A 20,626-nucleotide genomic window follows, 5' to 3' on the forward strand; every position below is an offset into this window, starting at 1 on the left:
AGCATCAGCGTGCTGTATGGTGGATGGTGGATGGTCGCTGCAAAGATGGTAGCCGGGGATTTGAGCGACCGCGAACATCTCGAAATACCATCAATTCGACCACGAAAGCGGTCGCAAATCTTCCGACATGGTTGTTGCGACGCGTTCCGGGGTCGGTCATCCTTGATTAACCGTAGGTGCGCTATCGCGACCTACGGCTAGCATCTGAAATCCCTTCGAGATCCTTGCGGGTAACCGCCAGCTAGTTGCCTCGTCACTACGCAATTAATTGATTTCGCATTCCTTCGCGGTGCCAGAACCGGGGCTATCGACCAAACCGCTCAATAAAACCACAGGCCACGAACACCCAGACGGCTAATCAAAGTAGCGCTGTCAGGCGAAGCACTCAGTCATGCTTTCCGTTGACGTCGGCAGATACCTGAACGCTGCCTGGCGAGCGAGTTGGTGAAGAAGAAGCTCCTCTGGCTGGCCCGCGGGTGTAGTCACTCTTGTAGTAGCCGTAGTAACCGCCATCGGAGTCGAATTTCTTGCCTGCTCCAAATGCGTTGAGCATACAGCCGACGAAATTGCCGTGAGAGGATTCAACGCGGCGGAGGCTGTTGACCACTTCGTCTCGGCGGACGCTGGAGACCTTGACTACCAAAACTCCACCATCGAGTCGCGGCAAGACGACAACGGGATCGGAGACAGCGAGCACTGGCGGTAAATCCACTAGGACGACGTCGTACTTCTCCTTTGCTGTTTCGATAATTTCGTCGAACTTATTCGATTGCAGCAGTTCAGCTGGCGTGGAACTATGGGATCCTGCGGGGATCACGGAGACGTTTTCAGCTCGCGTCTCTTGGACGGCCTCGTCGAAGCTGATTCGGCTTTCAAGCAGGTCGCAGAGACCGTCTTCTTTTCCGATACTAAAGTAGCGGTGGGCGCTGGGGCGGCGAAGGTCTGCATCGATAACGAGCACCTTCAAGCCAACTTGCGAGAAGGAAACGGCGAAATTGGAAGCCACAGTTGATTTTCCGTCGCCTTGCATGGGGCTCGTGAAGCCGATTGAGCGCAGGTTGCCCTTGCGGATATCGGGTAGCAACACAGTGCGTCCTAAGCGAAACGCTTCGGCATCGGGTGATAACTCGGTGGCAATCAATCCGGTGATGCCCTGCTTGATTGAATTGAGCTTGCCGACTCGGCCTAGGCTCGGCAAGCCAATCGCTTCATCGAGTTCAGCGGAGGAGCGGAATCGACCATCACGCACATCGTTGGCGACCGCTAAGAACAAGCCGGAGAACAGGCCGAGCATCAGCCCCCCCAATCCACACAGTGGTAGCTTCGGCCAGGATTTAACCCCTGTGCGCGGGACCTCCAAGAATTCGTAGAGGTAGCCACTCAGGCCGCTGGCAGTGTCCAGTGCTCGCAACTGCTGCACGATCCCCTCAAACAAAGCCTCCTGCCGTGCAATCTTCTTCTGCAAGACCATGTCGGTCAGTTCAAATTCGATGAGTTCTTTAGCTTTTGTCTCCGCATCCGAAGCCAAGAAAGTCAACTCTTTCCGCCGTTCGGCAAGCGCGGCCAAATCATGCTGGAGAAACCCCACGTAGGCTTTTAGCAAACCCTCCGGAGAAAGCGAACTGTCACCGAACGCGGAGGTCGGACTCGTAATATCCTGCTTGTCCTGCAAGAATTGCTTGACCAGCGTGATCTCGCTTTCGATCTCCTGCACTTTTGGGTGAGCGGCACCGAAAACGGAAGTGAGTCGCTGCTTCTCACTATTAAGTTTCAAAAGGTGCGTGATTTGAGTGCGAGCTTCTTCCATTTTGGCTGGCATTGCCGCTTTGAATTCTGCTGAATCCGCCGCACTCATTTGCAAGCCAGCAAAGACTCCCAGTCGCTCAAGACTCTCGCTGTCGATTAACGCTAGTTTGTCCAGGTGGTCAAAAGCATTGCCAGAATCGTCCATCTCCTTCAGGGTTGCTTCGACCCGTTCAAGCCGAGTTCGCACGGTCGATTCTTGAATATCAATGTCGAGCAATTCTTCTTGCAGTCGACGATAGCGATCCTGGTAAACATTACTGCTGCCTTCACCTTGAAAGAACAAAGGTGCTTCCTGTCGTGACTGCAAATGTTCTTGTTCTGCGGCGAGCAAGTCAGCTTCGACTTCTTGCTTGGCCTCGTTAACCATCTCATTGGCACGACCCATCAATTGTTCGACCTGCGCGATAATGAACTGCTCGTAGCGTTTCATCACTGCGGTCAGGATTGTTTGAGCGTCACCAGAATCTGAGTGCGTAAAGGTTACATTTAGGCTTCTTGCACTCTTAGCGGAACCATCACCTCCCTTAACAATCGAAAGCTGTTCAATGACATAATCAACAGAATCGAATTCAGGTTTGCTCTCATCAAGTTGCTCCACAATTGAAGGAAGAGCGACCAATTCGTTTTGCTCAAGCGCCTCGCCGATAATCATCCGGCTTTGGATTAGCTGTATATGGTTGGCGAGGATGTCCTCGTCCACCATAGATTGTCCGGTACTATCACCTCCTAGGCCTGCGCTTTTTTGGTTAATCAAAACCGTCGCAGTGGACTCGTACCAGACCTGCGAGGTCAAAGCATAAGCAACACCCGCGGTCAAGCCACATACCGTCAAGAACATGATCAGCCAACGTTGACGGCTGAGGATTTCAAGCACGTCGAGTGTTTCACCCTGATCGTCCGCCTCAGGCCGTCGCGTGAGGCTACGAACACGGTTTTTTGGGTTGCTGGATTCCGCCATAATCATTTCAATTTGGTGCTCGCGTGGAGAGTACACGCTTGTTGATCGTTGCTATAAATACCTGCTACTGGCCCGTTCTCCAGCCTATTTCAATCAACCAATAATCACTGGCTTACGGCGAATCGTCAAGCTAAAAAGGGGGGTTCTCAAGGAATTGGGGGTGGGCAGACCGTATTCGCGGCTTTGGTGGACCTAAGCTCCATTGAATCGAAGCTATCGTTAACGTTTGGGTCCTCTAACGCGGTACAGCATGCAAGCCGAATGAGCGAAGATACGTCATGATTTATCATGGTTAAGTTGATTCAAATCGCGACAACTGAGCATTTACGCCAGCGTTCCAAGAAAACTTTGCTGGTTTTCGAGTCCTGACCATTCGCGACACGACAAGAGATGGTCAGTTGCCCCGCAAAATCCCACACGGCGATAGACACTTCACCTCCGGATTGAATCGGGGCTTGGAAACGAATGTCTTTAACTTCCGCCTCACCGATCCAGTGGGAATCACCTTGAAAAGCGACACCAAAACGCTTTCCAAGTCGCAAGCCAGCGAGGCACGTCACTGCTGCGGTGGGAGTAAAGGTACCTAGATGTTCGAATAGTCTTAGCATACCTGGAATGTGCTCGGCGATCGCGATACCAGCTTCCATTTCGGCGGCCGTTCCGTATCGACGAACGTCTTGCATCTGATGCGAAACGGATTGGATCAAGCTTACGACGTCGTCAACTTGATCGTGGGTTCGCCGAATAAATGCTAGACCAATGTGATTGTTTGTGTCATGGCGGTCGTTCCAATCTCTTGTTTCGACTGGATTAAGAACCGTCAAGTGATTGGACCGTGATGCAGTGTTAGGCGTTAGCTCGGCTAACGTCTTCAACGTGATTGCAGTGGCCCAGTCGTTGAGATTGACGTTGGCGTTTTTGATCGCCAATCGAATTCGGTCACTGTCGGATTTGGAGAACAGCAATCGACAATGTCCATCGCAGTCATCGATCGAGGATTTATGCTGTGTTTTTTGCGGTGGTCGTTCACTACCAACAGTTTCTTTTCGGGTTGCGGAAGATAACGAGCCTTCTTGATAAACAGCACCACGCTGCTTGCACCATTCCGGCTCATTTGCATTTGTAGAGGACGGCCTGCGTTCTGCCGCTAGGCCAGGGTCTTGTTGAGTAGAGCCACTTCGCCCGAGAGGAGGCAAGTGCCGACTCAGCCGAATATTACGACCTCGGATCGTCGTCCAAATATTCTTCCAATCGGGAATTGCGATTCTCGCAGCTTTCGACTGCGGTGCTTTTAGTTCGACCGATTGCTTAGATTCTGTAGCGATAACTTGGTTTTCAGATTCAGAACCAGTGGACTTTGTTTCACCGACATAGGCCTTAGCGAACTGACCAAACACACGAATGGCACCAACACCGTCACAGCAAGCGTGGTGAAACTGAAGATGCACTGTCCACTGCGTTTCACAAGGCGATCGAGAGCTTGCTCGGGACCGCAGAAGGCAACGCGTTCCAATGCCTGCACGAGGGCAGACAGTAGGTTGCTCGCTGAGATTGGTCGCAATGTCGGGAGCACACGAAACGGAGGATTCCGTCTCGACCGCGTGGTACGCGAATGAAGCTTGATCAGCGTGAGGTTGTTGAACCCAGACTTGCTTCCGACCTCGGCCTGTCAAATGAGCAAACAGTCGAGGATGTTTTTCAATCGTTTGGAACCAAGCTTTTCGGATTTGATCAACTTCAATCTTTCCTTCCAGGATCAAAGTGATGTCAAATACCATCCCCGAACCGTGGCTTGATCGGGCCAGGTAACGTTCCATCGCGGTTGTAGGTAGGCTGTTTGGATCGTCCATCTAAATCCGGATACTGACGCCGCCATCGACCACAATGGTTTGCCCTTGAATCAGATCGCTATCCTGACTGCTTAAGAACGCAACCACGTTAGCAACGTCCTCTGCCACAAGGGTCCTCGTTCCGGACATCATGCGTTCGCCGGCTGCCTGTACCAAATCATCTGCGCCCGGCATGCTCGCAATGGCCTCCGTGGCGATGATTCCAGGCAAGACGCAATTAAAGTTAATGCCTTGATCGCCATATTCCAACGCCAAGTGCCGTACCAAGCTCTCTAAGGCAGCTTTGGACGCGCCGATCGCTCCGTAGTGAGGAACTGCCCAACGTGATCCGTGGCTACTAACGGCAACTACTTTCCCATGCCCTTCGGATTTCGACAGCGACGCGGCAGACGCTTGAGCAAGCCACACAACGGGTGCTGAATTGTTCCTTAAAACGGCTTCAAGATTAACTTGGGTCAGGTCGGCAAGATCTCGAAAGCCCCCTGCAGCCGCGTTACTAATTACGATATCTAGACCGCCCCATCGCGACTCTACCTCTTCCACCATGGCGAAGACATCTTCTCGTCGAGACACATCCGCTTTGACTAGCATCACCTCGCTATTGCCCGGTTGGGAGAGCTGGATGCCGGCGATCTCTTTCGCAACGTCGATTGCCTGGGGCTGCGAGTTTAAGAAGTTGATCGCGACATTGGCGCCCGCATGAGCCAAGCGGATCGCAATTGCGCGTCCAATTCCGCGGCTCGCGCCAGTGACGAGCGCGATCCTGCCTTGCAATGAGCGGATATCCGATCCTGATTGAGTCATCGTTCTTTCTGTATTTCCCGTATGAGTCATTGAGAGGGCCTTTGCATTGTTTCGGTTGCAACCCAGTGCCGATGAAACGCATCCAATCGTTCCTCGCATCTCCCAAAAATCCGGTTGCCGTCTGGATGTCCTTCCATGCCGCGTTGAACCTTAGGGAAGATCGCACCATCTTCCGCAATCAGGCGTCGGGTCAATGCAGCGGCCCCCCATCCTCGAAAACGCGATAGCATTTTGCCGTAAGCACCACCACGATTGGCACGCCTGCCAAACCCGAGTGCAATCATCGCAGAGCGGTTTGGTGACAATGGATAAAACTGATAAATCAAACTCGCACTGTCTTGAAATGCTCCCGTCACACAGGGAAAAACATGAACATGGCGGTACATCGGATCGTGGCTGCCTACCGATTGTTTGGCAAGCCAAATCTCCAATTTCGTCATCCACGAATCATTGCGAGCAACCGTTTCCAGAGTCGTTCCCGATTCATATAGCTTGTGATCGACATCCGCTTCATCAGGAGCTGCTCCGAATGTGTGCGGGTGAACCTCTTCAAGATGATACCCTTCGAGGGATCCTTCCAACGCGACCTTCCAATTGCAGTCGAAACGTATTTCCTCATTCATGATCAATTGCCAGCGATCCGAATCACATCTCGCCGCAAATTCATCCGACCAATCCTGCCATCGATCCAGATCATCAAACTCACTCGCCACACCGGCACTCCGTTCAATCGCGTTCGCGTCGGTCGGTTCCAAACGTACAAAGATCAACTCGCCAATGCGTCGAATTGGAAACACATCGAGTCGGTACGTCTCTCGATCCAGACCGGGGAAGTCTTTCGACACGGGCAGTTTTCGCGTGCGTCCATCTGAACCGTAACACCATCCATGGTAGCCACACTTGAATTCCTCACGATTCCCTACCCCAACTTCGACCAATTCACATTGACGATGGGCACACGCATTTCGCACTGCGACTAGTTCGCCTCCATGGTTGCGAATCAACAAGGGGACATTCAATCGAGTGAGCGCAACATAATCGCCAGGCTTGGCCAATTGCGATGCCGCGGCGACAAGTTGCCAGGTCCGCTTCCGCAACTGTTCGACATCGTGCGTGTGCGCTGACTCGGTTGTGTAACGATCTGGCGCAAGCAATGCCGGCATCGTCGATTCACATTGATACATGACGTTACCCTAACCAACCGATCTTGTAGCCAGAAATCCTAAGCAGACAATCATTGTTTTGGCCGGCTAAAAGAGCTGTCAACATCAGCCCATCTGCCGTCTCTTCCTGAACTCGCACGATCACACGAAGAGGCTCTCCCGGTTGAGGCAAACGCCCCATTTCAATTCGTTCAAACGAAACCGGCAGGCTAGGACGACCACTTTTGCGATAAGCCAGCATCCCCGCCGCGTATAGCACCGCATCCATTGATGCAGGCGAAATCACCCAACCTCGCAGCGGTCGCTCTTCGCTCGCCAGATGAGCGGGGCTTGGGGCAACGATTAATCCAATCGCGATGGATTGCTCATCATCAAAGCCAATTTCCCGTAAACACTGAAGATGAGAACCGTGATAAACCGGTGCCTCCACAGGTAAGTACTCGATGGGCTGAAAGTCAACTTGGGTACTCGTTGCGAGTTCATCGGACTGACAAGCAACAGGAGCTACTGAGTCGCCGAATTGAAACGATGCACTGAAGTGCGGGCGGGCGGCCTGTACCAAGCGGCCATCACGACGCCGAAGATCACTCACTAACGACCATCGTTCGGAAGCAGGCTCAAGCGAGACCAACTCAACCGCAAATGAATCGGACGTCAGGCACTTTAAAGGCTGATGGGCCTGAACATGATGACACGCGACCAGGCGACGATTCCCTGCGGCAGATTCTGATTGCCCAGCAATAGCCGCCTCAGCAAGCATTTCAATCGCCATGACGAACGGCATCGTGGGACGTCCCATCACCAAATGCTCAGCCAGGAATCGATCTGTCGTCGGGTTCAGGGTCACTACATAAGATTGATTTTGAATACTGGCAGACGCATTCCGCGACAAATTAGTTTCACCTCGCTTTCCTTCCGGATCGAGCATAGGAAGTGGCTCATCCACGTTGCCCGCTCCCACTGCTTCACCGCTTGGAAAAAACTTGCGCACGTAACGTCGGTCCGTAATCAAAACTTCCGTTAGATCACCACCGTATTCCACCTCGTCGAGAAAATGCTGCAGCCCTTCTTCAGCGGGCATGAATTCCATTCCAATCATATCCAAGGCGAGTTTGGCTTCCGGTTTGGTCGCCATGCCAATGTCACCCCAAGCGTGCCAATGAAAGGTGACACATCGTGTTTGTGGTCGCTGACGTTTAAGGTTGCCAATCAATTTGGCAAGCATGTCATTGGCAGCGGAATAGTCGGTATGGCCGTTGGCGCCAAAACGACCGCTGATCGAACCAAAGCCGATGAACCATTCCAGCGGATCATTGCGGGTTGCATCGGCAAGCGAGACGCAACCATCGATCTTGGCACGGAAGCATTTTTCAACTTTGTCGGGCCGTTTGCGATCAAACCGGGCATCCTGTCCCGCGCCGGCACCTTGGATGACTCCGTGGATCGGACCGTGAGATTCACGGATTTTTTGAAGACACTCGCGAACGGCTTGGACATCGGAAACGTCGACGCTGTGATAGGCTGCTTCGATCGACCGTTCACGGCAAGCTTGCAGTGTTTGGTCAATCTCAATGGCCTTTTCCATCTTTTGCCAAGCCGTGACTGGGTTGCCGCCCTTGGATTGAATTTGGGTCATGACCCGGCGTCGCAAGTCGCCACGGTCCGCAGCGGCTCGCTGGCGAATTTGGTCGTCGATTTGCGGGACGGGTGCGGTTCCCAGTAGGTGCAACTTCAGTCCGTGCCGAGCGGCGAGTTCCATTGCGGTCAATGCCGTGATTCCACGTCCACCACCAGCAATTACCCAGTTGCCACCTCGCGTGAGCGAAGGTGAATCAGCCGCGTTGTCTGCTAACGAAAGCGGCCGATAGCGGGCACAGGTGGCCAGCCGTTTTGCCCCGGCAACCACGACTTCTTCGTCATAAGAAGGCACTGCAAGCTCTCGCCAAATGCCTTCGACGATCTCGTCATGGGTGGCGTGGTCGATCGTGTCGACAACCAACATCGGTGTATCGCGATGTCCTCGCATCCAGGCTTCGATCAGCATCGCTTTGGTGAGCCCCGCCACTCCACCGGATTCGGCGGAAACATTGGTCGCTGCACTCTCGTTCAATTTGTCGGTATCAATAAACCCAAGCTTGCCGCCGCCACGAACAACGGTGACCAATGAGCCTTGCTGCATTTTGTCCGCATCGATGAGCCCTTGCATCCAGCGTTGGCAGACGCGAAACGGGTTGCTCAGTGCGGCCTGACGACGTGACTTCCAAGCTTCCGAATCCATCGTCGACCACACGCCGCCATCATCATGCGTGGTTGCAATGAAAAGGTGTGGCGAAACGCCGTGACGCCAAACTTCATCCAGTTTGAGTTCGAGTTGTTCCGCCGTCAGCGAGGATTCAATCGACTCAATCGCGTATTTCGCCGATTCGGGATCGCGATTCCAGCGAGCAATGATGGCAGCACTCAATGCATTGTCACCGAGCACCAAGGCGGGGCCATGAAACTTCGGCGAAGTCGGCATGGCATCGAGCCGAGGAGCAGGACGCGTTCGCATTTCAAAACGATGAGTTCCTGAACCAGGAACAGGAGGGATTACCTCGGAGTCACTTTCGTTTTTTTTTTGCAGCGATTCAGAAATGTCTTCGTCGAAACGCGTTGCTGCGTGAACGTTGTCGGCGACTGCAACGGGGGAATCAGAGATTTGTTCCCAAACGAAATCGCGGATGGAACCGAGTGTGGCAAAGTCTGCTAGCGTGAGGTTTGTCTCGCGGATCGATTGCAATTGATATTGTTGTTCGAGTTCGCCGAGGAGCTGAGCCTTTTTGATACTGTCGATTCCAAGCTCACCTTCCATGTCGGCTTCCATGTCGATGATGGATTCGTCATAGCCGGTTTGATCGACCACCAAGTCAATGATCAGCCGATGCAACGACTCGCTGGCAGAGACTTGATCGGCGGCTGCGATCGGCGTTGATTTGCCATCGCCGGCAACGTTGTTCTCAAAGTACGAATCCGGGAGGTCGAATTCAACTTCTTGCTTGTTAATGACCGTGTCCAAAGCAACCGTATCAAGCGGAGATGGCCCGGCGGAAGCGGGCGTGTTGCTGGCTCCTGCCGACTCCAGAATTCCAACGATGTCGTTGAGTGTTTCGAACTGGGCGAGTTGCATGGATTGAGTTTCAATCGTTGCGTCAGCCCACTGAACCATCTCGCCGATGAGTTGGGCTTTCTTGATGCTGTCGACGCCGAGCTCGGCTTCGAGGTCTGCGTCAAACTCAATGATTTCGGGGTCGTACCCGGTGAGGTCGACAACGAGGTCGAACAGAAACGACTTCGCCGCGTTGAGGTCGATCGTGGAGGAGACATTGGCTTGCGGCTGGGCGACTTGCGATTCGCTGGTCGGCCAAACAGGGGCGGGCGAATCAGGGATCTGGGGTTGGGAAGCTTGTGGTGTCGCTTGCCGCGCGGTGACCGACAAAGACGTATCGACTCGCTCATTTGTTTCGGTTGACCGGCGGCGTTGACGTGTGACGTCAACGACTTCAAACGGATTGGTCGCGGGTGGTGCCGGAGCGGACGGCAACGGAGATGGCAACGCGGTGCCATTGCGTGAGGCGGGGTGGTGATTGACCGCGGCAGCTGTTGGCAAAGAACTTGAGGCTGCATCGCCAGTGTGGAGCGTTACGCCAGCGTTCGGGGATGTACTTCGGGGACCTTGGAACGCTTCACAAGCAAGATCGATCAACGCTTGTTGTGACACGTAGTCGCGAGCTCGGTCGTCAGCGCTCAGGCAGATGGCTCGACCATCGACCGTCGCACGGGCTAGCCGTGTGAGGATATTTTCAGGGCCTACTTCGATTAAAAGACCACACCCTTGCTGAACAATCCGTTCCAGAGCGCCATTGAAACAAACCGGTTGTGTCAATTGCTCGATAAGGTTGTCCAGAATATCAGTCGGCTCGGCGAGGTATCGATTTGACACCGCTGAAAGGAACCCACAGCGAGGTGGTGACAGTTGCTGTCCGCCAAAGCGAGCACGCAGCAGATCTTGAGCGGGACGCATTTGTGGCGTGTGGAAAGCAGCAGGCACACGGATCACGACGGATGCCAAACCGGCGGCAGAGAGGTGCTGTCTGGCCTTGGCGATTTCGTCGCGGTGACCGGCGACCACGGTGTTCGTTGGTGAGTTGTGGTGCGAAATAACCGTTTCAAGTTGATGTCGAGCGATGACAGCTTGGACGGCGGAGGGCTCGCCGCGAACGGAAAGCAATTCGCCGCCAACTTGGCGTGTCATGATGACAGCATCGCTGCGGCACTTGGCGAACTCGATTGCTTGATCAATGCTCATCACGCCGGCAGCCCAGGCGGCAGTGCATTCGCCAAAACTATGTCCCAATACGACATCAGGGCGATGGCCGCGTTGTTTCAGTGAATCTGTCATCGCCGCACCGACGGCCAATACCCAAAGCTGGGTCCACCAGACGTCGTGGCCCAGTAGGCCCTGTGGATCGTCCAGGCGATGGCTGACCTTTTCGATTCCGCGTTGCTGCAGTCGCACGTCGACATCGCTTAGAAACGCTTGCGAGGTTGCGAACGTTTCGTGGTTGGTGTCGTTTCGTAACAACGAGGGAATCGCCGCGTATTGCGAACCTTGTCCGGGGAACAACCACGCGACTCGATTGACAGGGCGGGCCTGATCGTGGGACGAATCGATCACACGCAGCCAGGCACAGTCTTTGGCGAGGGCCGAGGTGTGTCGTTTTAGGATCGGGCCGGCGAGCAACGCTTGGGCAGCACGTGAAATCTCGGTCGCATGTCGACCTACGATCGCGGCTTGGATCAAAGGCGCAGACGAGTCGCTGGAAGCAAACGAGGTGACTTGAGATTCGACAGACTGACCGGGTTGTGCGGCGAGTCGTTGTAGGTCCTGTTCGATTTGCTGAAAACTACCGGCTTCTAAACGGACTTGAATCAGTTGCGCAGCGGTATCAATCCTCGACCGTTCCGTCGGGGCGTCTAACGGTAGATTGTCTGAATTCAAATCTGATTTCGATTCGGAGGGGCGTTTCGCAGCGAGAGTCGACGATCGATTCATTTGGTCAGGCGTGGTCGGTTGTGCAACTTGATAGCGAATTTGGTAACCATCTCGCGCCGTCTCACAAATTTCCTGCGAGCCGGTTGTTGATTTGTCCATGTCAAAAGCAACGGTTGCGGTAATCGCTTGAAGAATTCCTTGGCCGCCACCGAAATGTCCAACTTGCGAGACCAAACGGTGCGAGGACATCCATTCGCGCCCTTGAGAAGCTTGCGAAGCGACTCGCCTCGACTGCGAGACATCGTCGGTCCAGGTCTCGTGGGCTTGGTCAATGATTCCCCAAACCCTCTTTCCTTGGGCAACCGCATCGGAAAGCCGTTGCAGCATCATGATTGCTACTCCCTCGCCTGGGAAGATCCGAGATCCATCATTTGGAGTATCTTCGGGCCGCCCGGACCGGACCAGCTGGTTTCTGCGATGCAATTGCTCGAAGGCAACCCGGTCCATAGATCGGTGTGACATGCCACACAAAACGGCGTCGACATGCTGATGGCGGAGCTGTTCCAATGAGGTCAAAATTGCGAGTCCGCCGGAAGCCTCATCGGCGTCAACCGCACAGGCTCCGCCCATCAAATCGAACGTCCGAGCGATCCGTGATGCCAGCGTACTGGCTGTGAAACCACCCGTTTCGTCTAACAAAGCGGGATAACGATCCATCAACGCGTCACGCAATTGGTTCGCGATTCGTTCAACCGAACTGGCACTGAGTCCTCGCTGGCGAGCCAGTTTTCGAACATATTGTTGAATATCAGGAACCCGCAAACCAATCTGCAGTGCGTTGCTGAATTCACCACCAAAAATGGTTCCAACGACAACGCCCAATCGACTGCGATCGATTGTCCAGTCGCCACGATTAAGTTCTTGGATGGATTGCGCATTGGGGACGACACCCGCTTCTAAGAGGGCCTGTGTCGTCGCTTTGATCAGCATCAGCTGAGCCGGATTCGCATATCGGACCGTTTTAGGAGGAATGCGATAGCTTTGGGCTTCGAACTCAAAATCGTCGATGTAAGCTCCGCGACAGTGCGGGAGCGAACCATTTTCGCCGCTCACCCCGATCCAACCGGAACCCGACTTCGATGCTGGCCAACGCCCCGACGGCGGGTCGGTGATGCGTGAAGTTCCTTGCTCCAGCAATTTAGCGAACGAACTCATGTCGGCGGCGCCCGGCACGACAAGGCCACGCCCCACGATGGCGATCGGTTCGTCAGGTGAGCTAGCCGTCTTTGCGCGAATTTGTAGGGCCGAACCGGTGGAAGAGTTTTGTGAGCGTCGGATGACTGCGTGAGCATTCAATCCGCCAATACCGAAAGCATTGATGCCGGCTACTCGATCGGACGATTGATTTCGTTGCGGCCACGGACGAACTGAATCCACCACTTCAACCGGCGCATCGGTCCACTGGTACGAATCGTTCGGGTGTTCAAAATTGATCGATGGTGGAACTTGACCTTGCCGCATTGCGATCAGGCACTTGACCATGCCGACCAACCCAGCCGCTTCAAGCAGGTGACCCAGGTTGCTTTTCACGCTGCCAATCAGCAGTCGCTGAGCGGGCTTTGCTGGCGGATTGGCTGTTTCGCCAGCGGGCCGCAGGAGGGCGGTTAGGCTTTCAAGTTCAGTAGCGTCACCAACCTGGGTACTGGTTGCGTGGCATTCCAGATAGTCGAGATCCAGTGGCTGACGTGGATCAGGCGAACCGGCGCGGCGGACAGCGAGTTGTTGGCCCTCACTGCGAGGTGCCCAAAGTCCTTTTCCTTTTCCATCGGACGCCACACCGACGCCGACGATTTCGCCATGAATGGGCAGTCCCAGCTTTTCAGCCAAGCTGCGACGGACAAGTACTAAAGCCACGTAACCTTCACTGCTGATCAGACCATTGGCCCGACGGTCAAACGGATAACTTCCCTCATCGCTGCAAGCGCCCGACTGAGAGAACAGGGCCAAGTTATCAACATTATTGAAGGTGGCTCCGCCAACCACGGCGAGATCCATGCGGTCCGCACTGATCGCTGACACGGCGTGATGAAGCGCCAGCAGAGACGAAGAACAGGCTGCGTCAATCACCTCGCGTCGACCACGAAAACCGATCAGCGAACCAGTTAAAGACGCCACACTGTAGGCATTGAAATCGGGAGACCCATCATCGTTCCAACGGGGACGATCGCGTTGGATGGATTCCACCAACTCGGACTTACAGTTTTCTAAATCGGCTTGATCAAGAGAATCTGCTAGATCGGTGTTCTCGATCATTTCAGCCGCAGCTTCGGCAAGCGTGCTCATTGCCAACGGACCGCCTAATTGAGTGCCACCACTGTGGCCTACCAAAACGCCAGCGCGAAGCGGATCGATCTCCGGAATTTCATCGATACTGTCAACACCAAAGGTAGTGTGGACGGCGCCCATCGCGACCTGCGCAAATTGACGATGTGTGAGATCAAAGTCGCCAATCTCGCGAATTCGTTGTTCGCGATTTGAATCCAGCGGCGTTGGTGTGACACAGCCCCCGAGCTGAGTGTAGGTTTTTCCAGGGACGCCTCGTGCCGAGTCAAAATAAAGTGATCGATCCAGGCGATCAGCCGGCATGGGTTCAATCCCGGAACGTCCTTCCCACAGCATCTTTTCGAAATCGCTGGCGTTTTCGACCCCGCCCGGTAACCGGACTTCATAGCCACAAATAACAATCTCGTCCGCACCGTCGGAAGCTTCCGACTCATAGCCAGATTCTTCCGTCGTTGGATCTGCGGATAGGCCTTGAGATGAGGTCTCTTTGATAACAGGAGTCGTTACCGCAGGTCGATTGGACGATGCAGGCCGAGCACTTGGATTGGGTTGCGTCTGCGGCGTGGGTTGCAGGTTGGGCACAAACGCCGACCAGTGCCGAACCATTTCGAGTAGTTCGTCAGTGTCGATCTCAGGCGTGGCGGGCAGATCGGTTTCGGCGACAACGCGGTCGATATGGTCACGACCAAATGTGGGATCGTCTCGAAAGTAAGGCAGAAATGTTTGCACAAAGGGAGCCGCCATGCGGTCAAGCTCTGCCTTTTGTGACGCACTTAAGTCGCCCGCCTTCAGTGATTGACTCGCTGCGGGCCGCTTGGTGCGTTGGACTCGGGAAGGGCGGTTCAGCCAATCCTCGGTGGCTATCCGAAAAGCCGCATCCAGGCTGGCTACGGAAGTTCCCTTTTGAGTGGTCAGGTGGTAGGTGGTGTCGTGATACTTTCTCGTCGAAACGATCACATTGATGGCGCGGGCAATCCAGTCCACATCAACAATGTTCTTGCGTTCGCTACCCATGAATCCCAAGTTGCTAAACCATTGCCCACGGTCAGGTAACCCGAATCGTGATGCCAGCATCTGGTACATCGTAAAGGCACCATAAATCGTGCGGTCACCCGAAATGGGCGACAGCCCCGTGCGGTCGATCACGATCGACGGGCGGTAGATGGTAAGGCAATCAAGTGTGCCGGAATCACGTGCCTGGTGCAGCATCGTTTCCGCGATGGTTTTACTGCGTTCGTAATCGTTGGCAAACTCCTGGCCAATTTCGGATTCCGATTCGGAAACTGTTCCGGCGCGAGTTCCGCACACGTAAGCGGTTGACACGTGATGGAACTGGCGAATGCCCGTTTTACCGCAGAACTCAAGCACGCGCCGCGTACCATCCACATTCGTGCGGTAGGGTTCGTTTTCGACGGACTCGCTCGCCGGGGCGAAGCTTAGGCTCGCCGCACTGTGAAGAACTTCGCCGCAGTTTTGAGCAATCCATTGAGTATCATCGTTGGAAATACCCAGATTCGGTTGATTCAAGTCAGCGTCGACCACCCGCGGCCGATCGAGAACAAGGTTCCAGGACTTTTCGAATCGCTGCAAAATCTGTTCGACACGTTGGGATGCAGACTGTTTTCCCTTGCCACGAGCGAGGACTGCGAGCATGCGTCCTTGCCGTAAGAAATCGGCCATGACATAGGAGCCCACCATACCGGTGGCCCCTGACAAAAGTAAAACACTACGGGGTGTCAACGTTCCCGTACTGGCTTTTAGGTCGCTCACGATCGCCCCTCACTTCCACTCATGTGGCGAACCGTAAAGCAGTAGAAAAGCTTATTGATACGCATTGTCGCTAAGTTTGATTGAATAGGAAGAGTAGCAGTGGGGAAGATTCGAGAACAAATCACGGTCAACTTGTGATCCGAAACATAATTCTTTGCCCGAACTCCGATCATACTAATTGCAGTTTAAGTTACAAAAGCAAATGTTCCGTATCCCTGTTTAACTTTGCTTTGGCGACTTGACCGACTAACCTGCTTGAGGGGATTCTAACGAATACAAAGATTCGCCCATTCAAAAACGCGATTGGAACGGGGATCATGCCGACGTCACCATCTCATTTGGATCAGGCCGAAACCGGCAACCAAGCCCCTGAGGCTGCCGATTCTTCATCAGGACACGCATGCCAATTGCCAGGACCGGAGCGTCCAATGCGGTGCCTGATGATTCAACCGCAGTTCGAGCAAACCAACTATTGGAACTTCGTTGAAAGTGCCCGCGCCATTGGAGCTAAGGCCACCGCGCCTCCGCTGGGGCTGATGACGGTTGCCGCGATGCTGCCGCAGGAATGGGAAGTTGAAATTGTTGATCTCAATGTGGCCCCCCTACACGAAGAGACTTGGCAACGTGCCGATTTGATCTGTACCGGCGGGATGCTTCCCCAGCAACCGGGAATTCTGGAACTGGTGCGACGGGCGAAAGCAGAAGGCAAGTTCGTTGTCGTTGGCGGACCTGATCCCACTAGCCAACCTCAGATCTATGAAGAGGCAGATGCGATTGTGATGGGTGAAGGCGAAGCGACCATCCCAATGTGGTTGGACTCTTGGCGAAAAGGTAACCCTCGGGGCGTTTTCGAGAGCAAGATCAAGCCGGATGTGACGACTGCCCCTGTGCCTCGTTTCGACCTTGTCGATTTTAACGATTATCTGCACGTGGGAGTGCAGTCATCTCGCGGTTGTCCCTACAACTGCGAGTTTTGCGATATCATCGAATTGTTCGGCCGGCGTCCACGTGTTAAGACCCCCGACCAATTCCTCGCCGAACTCCAAAGACTCTACGACCTTGGGTATCGGGGATGGGTTGACTTTACCGACGATAACTTCATCGGTAATCGTAAACTCATCAAACCGCTGTTGGTTGCGTTGAAAGCTTGGAACGAAGAGCACAACTATCCATTCGTGTTTTCAACGGAGGCGAGTGTCAACCTTGCCGATGACAAAGAACTGCTCGAATTAATGAGGGATGTCCAGTTTCGTTATGTCTTCTTAGGAATTGAATCACCGGACGAAGAGACACTGATTCATACTCAGAAACGCATCAACACCGTTCATCCGATCATCGAACGTGTCCGAACGATCTATGACTACGGAATCTCAGTCGCCGCTGGCTTGATCATCGGGTTTGATACAGACAAGCCTGGAACAGATAAACCCATGATCCATTTCATTCAAGAAAGCGGAATTTCCCTTTCGATGATTGGATTGCTGTCAGCGCTACCGAACACCCAATTAACCCGTCGACTCACCAGAGAACGCCGTTTGATTGATTCGGAGCATCAATGGATTGATGACCCGAACGCCACTTACGAACTTCGAAGCGTGGAATCCAAAGACCAGACAATCAGTGGTTTGAATTTCGTGACCACACGTGACCGGGTAGAAATTTACCGCGAACTGCACAATATAATTGAAGCCGTGTACTCGCCGCGAGCGTTCATGGACCGCGTCATCGACACAGCTCAACGTCTGAAAATTCAAAACAAGCATGTTCCCAATTGGTGGGAATTTAAACGCATGTTCAAAGGGTTCCGGACGATCGCGTGGAGAATGCTGGCCGACAAACGAACGCGGTGGCTGTATATTCGAAATTTCGCTAAAGCAGCGATGATGGGACCGACAAAGTTTGAATACGCCCATACGATAACGGGCAGTTTCCTTCACTTTGACGCTCAGACACAGAAGATGCTGGAGGCGTTACGAGTGTCAATTCACTTCGCTGAGAACGTGGCGACCTACCCACGAAGCGTTGCCGATATCCCGCCACACGAGGACGGAAATCCAGCGTTGCCTGTGGTCAAACCAACATCTTGTGACTCCACCGTCACTCACGCCAGCTGAACACAAGTCTTACGAAACGCGAATACACTCGAATGTTTTGCGTGTGAATTTGATGCCGCTCCGCAACCGTTTCTAAATTCTCGCCAGTTAACAAGCTCTAGAACCGATCGCCGAGCTCTAACATGTGAAGTTGTAACGGTTGTTGCGAATTGTCGGATTGTAAGCAATCGATGAGTCGATCGTATTTCAACGCCAGTCATATGCCCCACTAGGAGAAATCTAGCGAAAATCAGTGGGATGATTCCTTGACAAGTCGAAAACAGAGTGTGGACACAAGTCCCCCCTCTGTAAACAGTCTCAGATGAGTCAAGGACATGATGAATAAATCCTATCCCGCGGCGATCGGCCTGCTAGCGTTGATGACGCTTGGAGGCTGTGCGTCTATTAATGATTGCTGCTACGAAAAAACGCAGACGATACGTGCATTCAAGGAATACATCAAATGTGGAAACCCTGAATGCTCTAGCTACCCTCACGACTATAAGTGCGGTTGGCTAGACGGTTTCTACGAGGTAGCAACCGGTGGGGACAGTTGTCCTCCAGCCGTTGCACCGGCACGCTACTATAAACCCGAACAGATTCTAAAGCACTGCGACAAAAAACGACACGCTTACTACAGCGGTTGGCAAGACGGTGCTTCACGTGCTTCGCAGTTCCCTGACACTCACTATCTGCGAATCTACGAAACATGCGAATGTCCGTTTCCACGATGCGATAAGCCTTGTGGCAGTGGACCTTGTGGTGTCTCTTTCGTCGGCATGAGTGCGTCGTCTGAGATGATTGAAGCAATGCCAACTTCAGACATGTATTCTGCTGGCATGACGCAAAGCGAAATCGTGGTGCATCCTGAGGAACACGATATTCAGTCGAGCTCGAATCGTGAACAGGGCCCTGAAGAAGCGAACCACTTTGAGGAGGCTGACGATACAGAGCCTCTCGAAATCCCAGCTCCTGAGCCAGATTCGAGCGTCCGCTACACAGTCCCCACCGAGACAACAGATGTCTCGTCATGGCTAAGCCAAATCTCGTCAGACAGCTTGGCGACCACGCCGTCAAACAAATTGAAAAAGTCGATTGATGCCCAATCGGTTGGATTCGTCCGACTGGTGGCTCCAGTCAATCAAACGACTGTTGAGAATGACGTTTTGTCTAAAGGCAATACCGATCACGTCGCACCCGTCGCCATTATTGAGGCACCTCAAACAACATTTGAAATGTTGGAAACTCCAACTGCCGTGTATCCCGCCCGTTAAGCTGGCGTGTTTCCTCATAGTTCAAACCATACATTCACCCTGCATTGCGAAGGGACTCAGCAATGATTCTCAAGAATCGACTCAAACACATCCGCAGATCGCTTGTCGCGACTGCACTCATCGCCGTCAGCACACTCACTACGACGGGCTGCCAACTCCATCACTCCGTTTCGTCGGCCTGCAAGGCGATCCCAGCCAACCGGCTCGATCCATCGTTGTTCGAGTGCTCACGTGAGGCGCTCGCACCACTGCCCTTTTCGGCATTAGGTCAAGTCAAGCCGCAGCAGCACATCATTGGTGCAGGCGACACGCTTTCGGTCTATGTCTTCGGTGTATTCCCTGCCAACGAAGACGAGACTCCTGTTCAACAACGAACACAATCTGTAAATCAAATTTATTACCCACCAAGAGGTAGCGTCGTCGGGCCTTTGACTGGTCTTCCTGTTCGCGTGGAAGGCAACGGGACGATTGACTTGCCACTGCTTCCCGATTTGTCGCTTGAAGGACTTACCATGCCACAGGCGATCGACAAGATCACCCAGGCATATATTGACGAAGACGTTCTGCAAGAAGGCAAGGAACGAGTCACGGTTGACTTGTTGATCCCTCGTGTACGCCGCGTTGTTGTTCTTCGTGAAGATACACCTAACACCCAGGTAGCATTGGTTTCCCCAGGTGCAGTCGACGAAATCCATCGCGGTAGTGGCGAAGTCATCGATTTGCCGATCTTTGAAAACGATGTGCTACACGCCCTTGGGGCTACCGGCGGATTGCCTGGAACCGACGCGGCACGTGAACTTTACGTAATTCGTGCCGGCCTGGGACTGAACACTCAATTCCTAAGCGGTGGTTCTCTACAAAGTATCGTCAGCGGTGGCGAGGGCGGGCAGTGCAATCCTGGTGTCACCCGAATTCCATTGGCGGGTTGCCCATGTGATGGAATTCCCTTTAGCCCAGCAGACGTGATCCTAAACGAAGGCGACGTTGTCTATATCCCACGACGCGATGAATACTTCATTACTGGTGGGTTGCTACCCGGTGCTCGAATCCCGCTGCCACGTGACAAGGATGTGGACATCATCGAAGCCATTGCGATGGCGACCGGTTCCGCCGGCGGTCCACTGGGCATGAGCGGAGGTGCTCTTGCGGCTGCAACCCCAGGCTACGTTCGGGAAGCGACACAAGTGATGATCCTGCGAACATTGAAAGATGGCCGACAAATCAACATTCGTTGTGATCTCGATCGAGCCATCACGGACAAGAAACAGCGAATTCGCGTCCTGCCAGACGATGTAGTGATGCTGCACCAAAAGCCAAGTGCTGCTTTCCTCAACACTTTCTTAAACTACTTCAGTGGCGATTCGGTTCTGTTATCTGTTCGAGAGGGTCGATAGGTAGGGTTATGTGATAATCTACTTAGTTAACCATCTCAAAAACGAAAAGCCGCGGCCGGTTGGCCGCGGCTTTTTTTTGGATTTACAGCTGGCATTGACGTTTGCTAGCCGAACATGGGTCTGACAGCCTCTATGTACG

At 53.5% G+C, this 20,626-nt stretch carries 8 protein-coding genes; 3 read left to right on the forward strand and 5 right to left on the reverse strand.

The annotated features are described in order from the left end of the window. Positions 1–385: 385 nt before the first annotated feature. The 5 genes from ACR3ZL_RS25930 to ACR3ZL_RS25950 form a co-directional block, all read right to left on the reverse strand. Positions 386–2,800, reverse strand: coding sequence for a polysaccharide biosynthesis tyrosine autokinase (locus ACR3ZL_RS25930; protein WP_473650204.1), 2,415 nt, complete (start codon positions 2,798–2,800; stop codon positions 386–388). Between the two features lie 266 nt (positions 2,801–3,066). Beyond that, entirely contained in the window at positions 3,067–3,729 is a 663-nt protein-coding gene (locus ACR3ZL_RS25935; protein WP_473650203.1) for a hypothetical protein, read from the reverse strand. An 885-nt stretch (positions 3,730–4,614) separates the two neighbouring features. Beyond that, the gene (locus ACR3ZL_RS25940; protein ID WP_473650202.1) at positions 4,615–5,418 is read right to left on the reverse strand and encodes an SDR family oxidoreductase; all 804 of its coding nucleotides are present in this window, start codon (positions 5,416–5,418) and stop codon (positions 4,615–4,617) included. A gap of 26 nt (positions 5,419–5,444) precedes the next feature. After that, complete coding sequence (locus ACR3ZL_RS25945) at positions 5,445–6,602, reverse strand: aromatic ring-hydroxylating oxygenase subunit alpha (RefSeq protein WP_473650201.1); 1,158 nt, start codon at positions 6,600–6,602, stop codon at positions 5,445–5,447. A 4-nt stretch (positions 6,603–6,606) separates the two neighbouring features. Beyond that, positions 6,607–15,726, reverse strand: a complete 9,120-nt coding sequence (locus tag ACR3ZL_RS25950) for an SDR family NAD(P)-dependent oxidoreductase (RefSeq protein WP_486173075.1) — start codon at positions 15,724–15,726, stop codon at positions 6,607–6,609. 317 nt (positions 15,727–16,043) lie between these two features. Here ACR3ZL_RS25950 and ACR3ZL_RS25955 point away from each other — a divergent pair, with 317 nt between their 5' ends. The 3 genes from ACR3ZL_RS25955 (at position 16,044) to ACR3ZL_RS25965 (ending at position 20,487) form a co-directional block, all read left to right on the forward strand. Then, complete coding sequence (locus ACR3ZL_RS25955; protein WP_473650199.1) at positions 16,044–17,840, forward strand: B12-binding domain-containing radical SAM protein; 1,797 nt, start codon at positions 16,044–16,046, stop codon at positions 17,838–17,840. A 314-nt stretch (positions 17,841–18,154) separates the two neighbouring features. Beyond that, positions 18,155–19,093 (forward strand): hypothetical protein, encoded by a 939-nt coding sequence (locus ACR3ZL_RS25960; protein WP_473650198.1) that lies wholly within the window; start codon positions 18,155–18,157, stop codon positions 19,091–19,093. A 62-nt stretch (positions 19,094–19,155) separates the two neighbouring features. Beyond that, positions 19,156–20,487 (forward strand): polysaccharide biosynthesis/export family protein, encoded by a 1,332-nt coding sequence (locus tag ACR3ZL_RS25965; protein WP_473650197.1) that lies wholly within the window; start codon positions 19,156–19,158, stop codon positions 20,485–20,487. Positions 20,488–20,626 lie beyond the last annotated feature (139 nt).

It is taken from the genome of Rhodopirellula sp. J20-39, assembly GCF_057365095.1.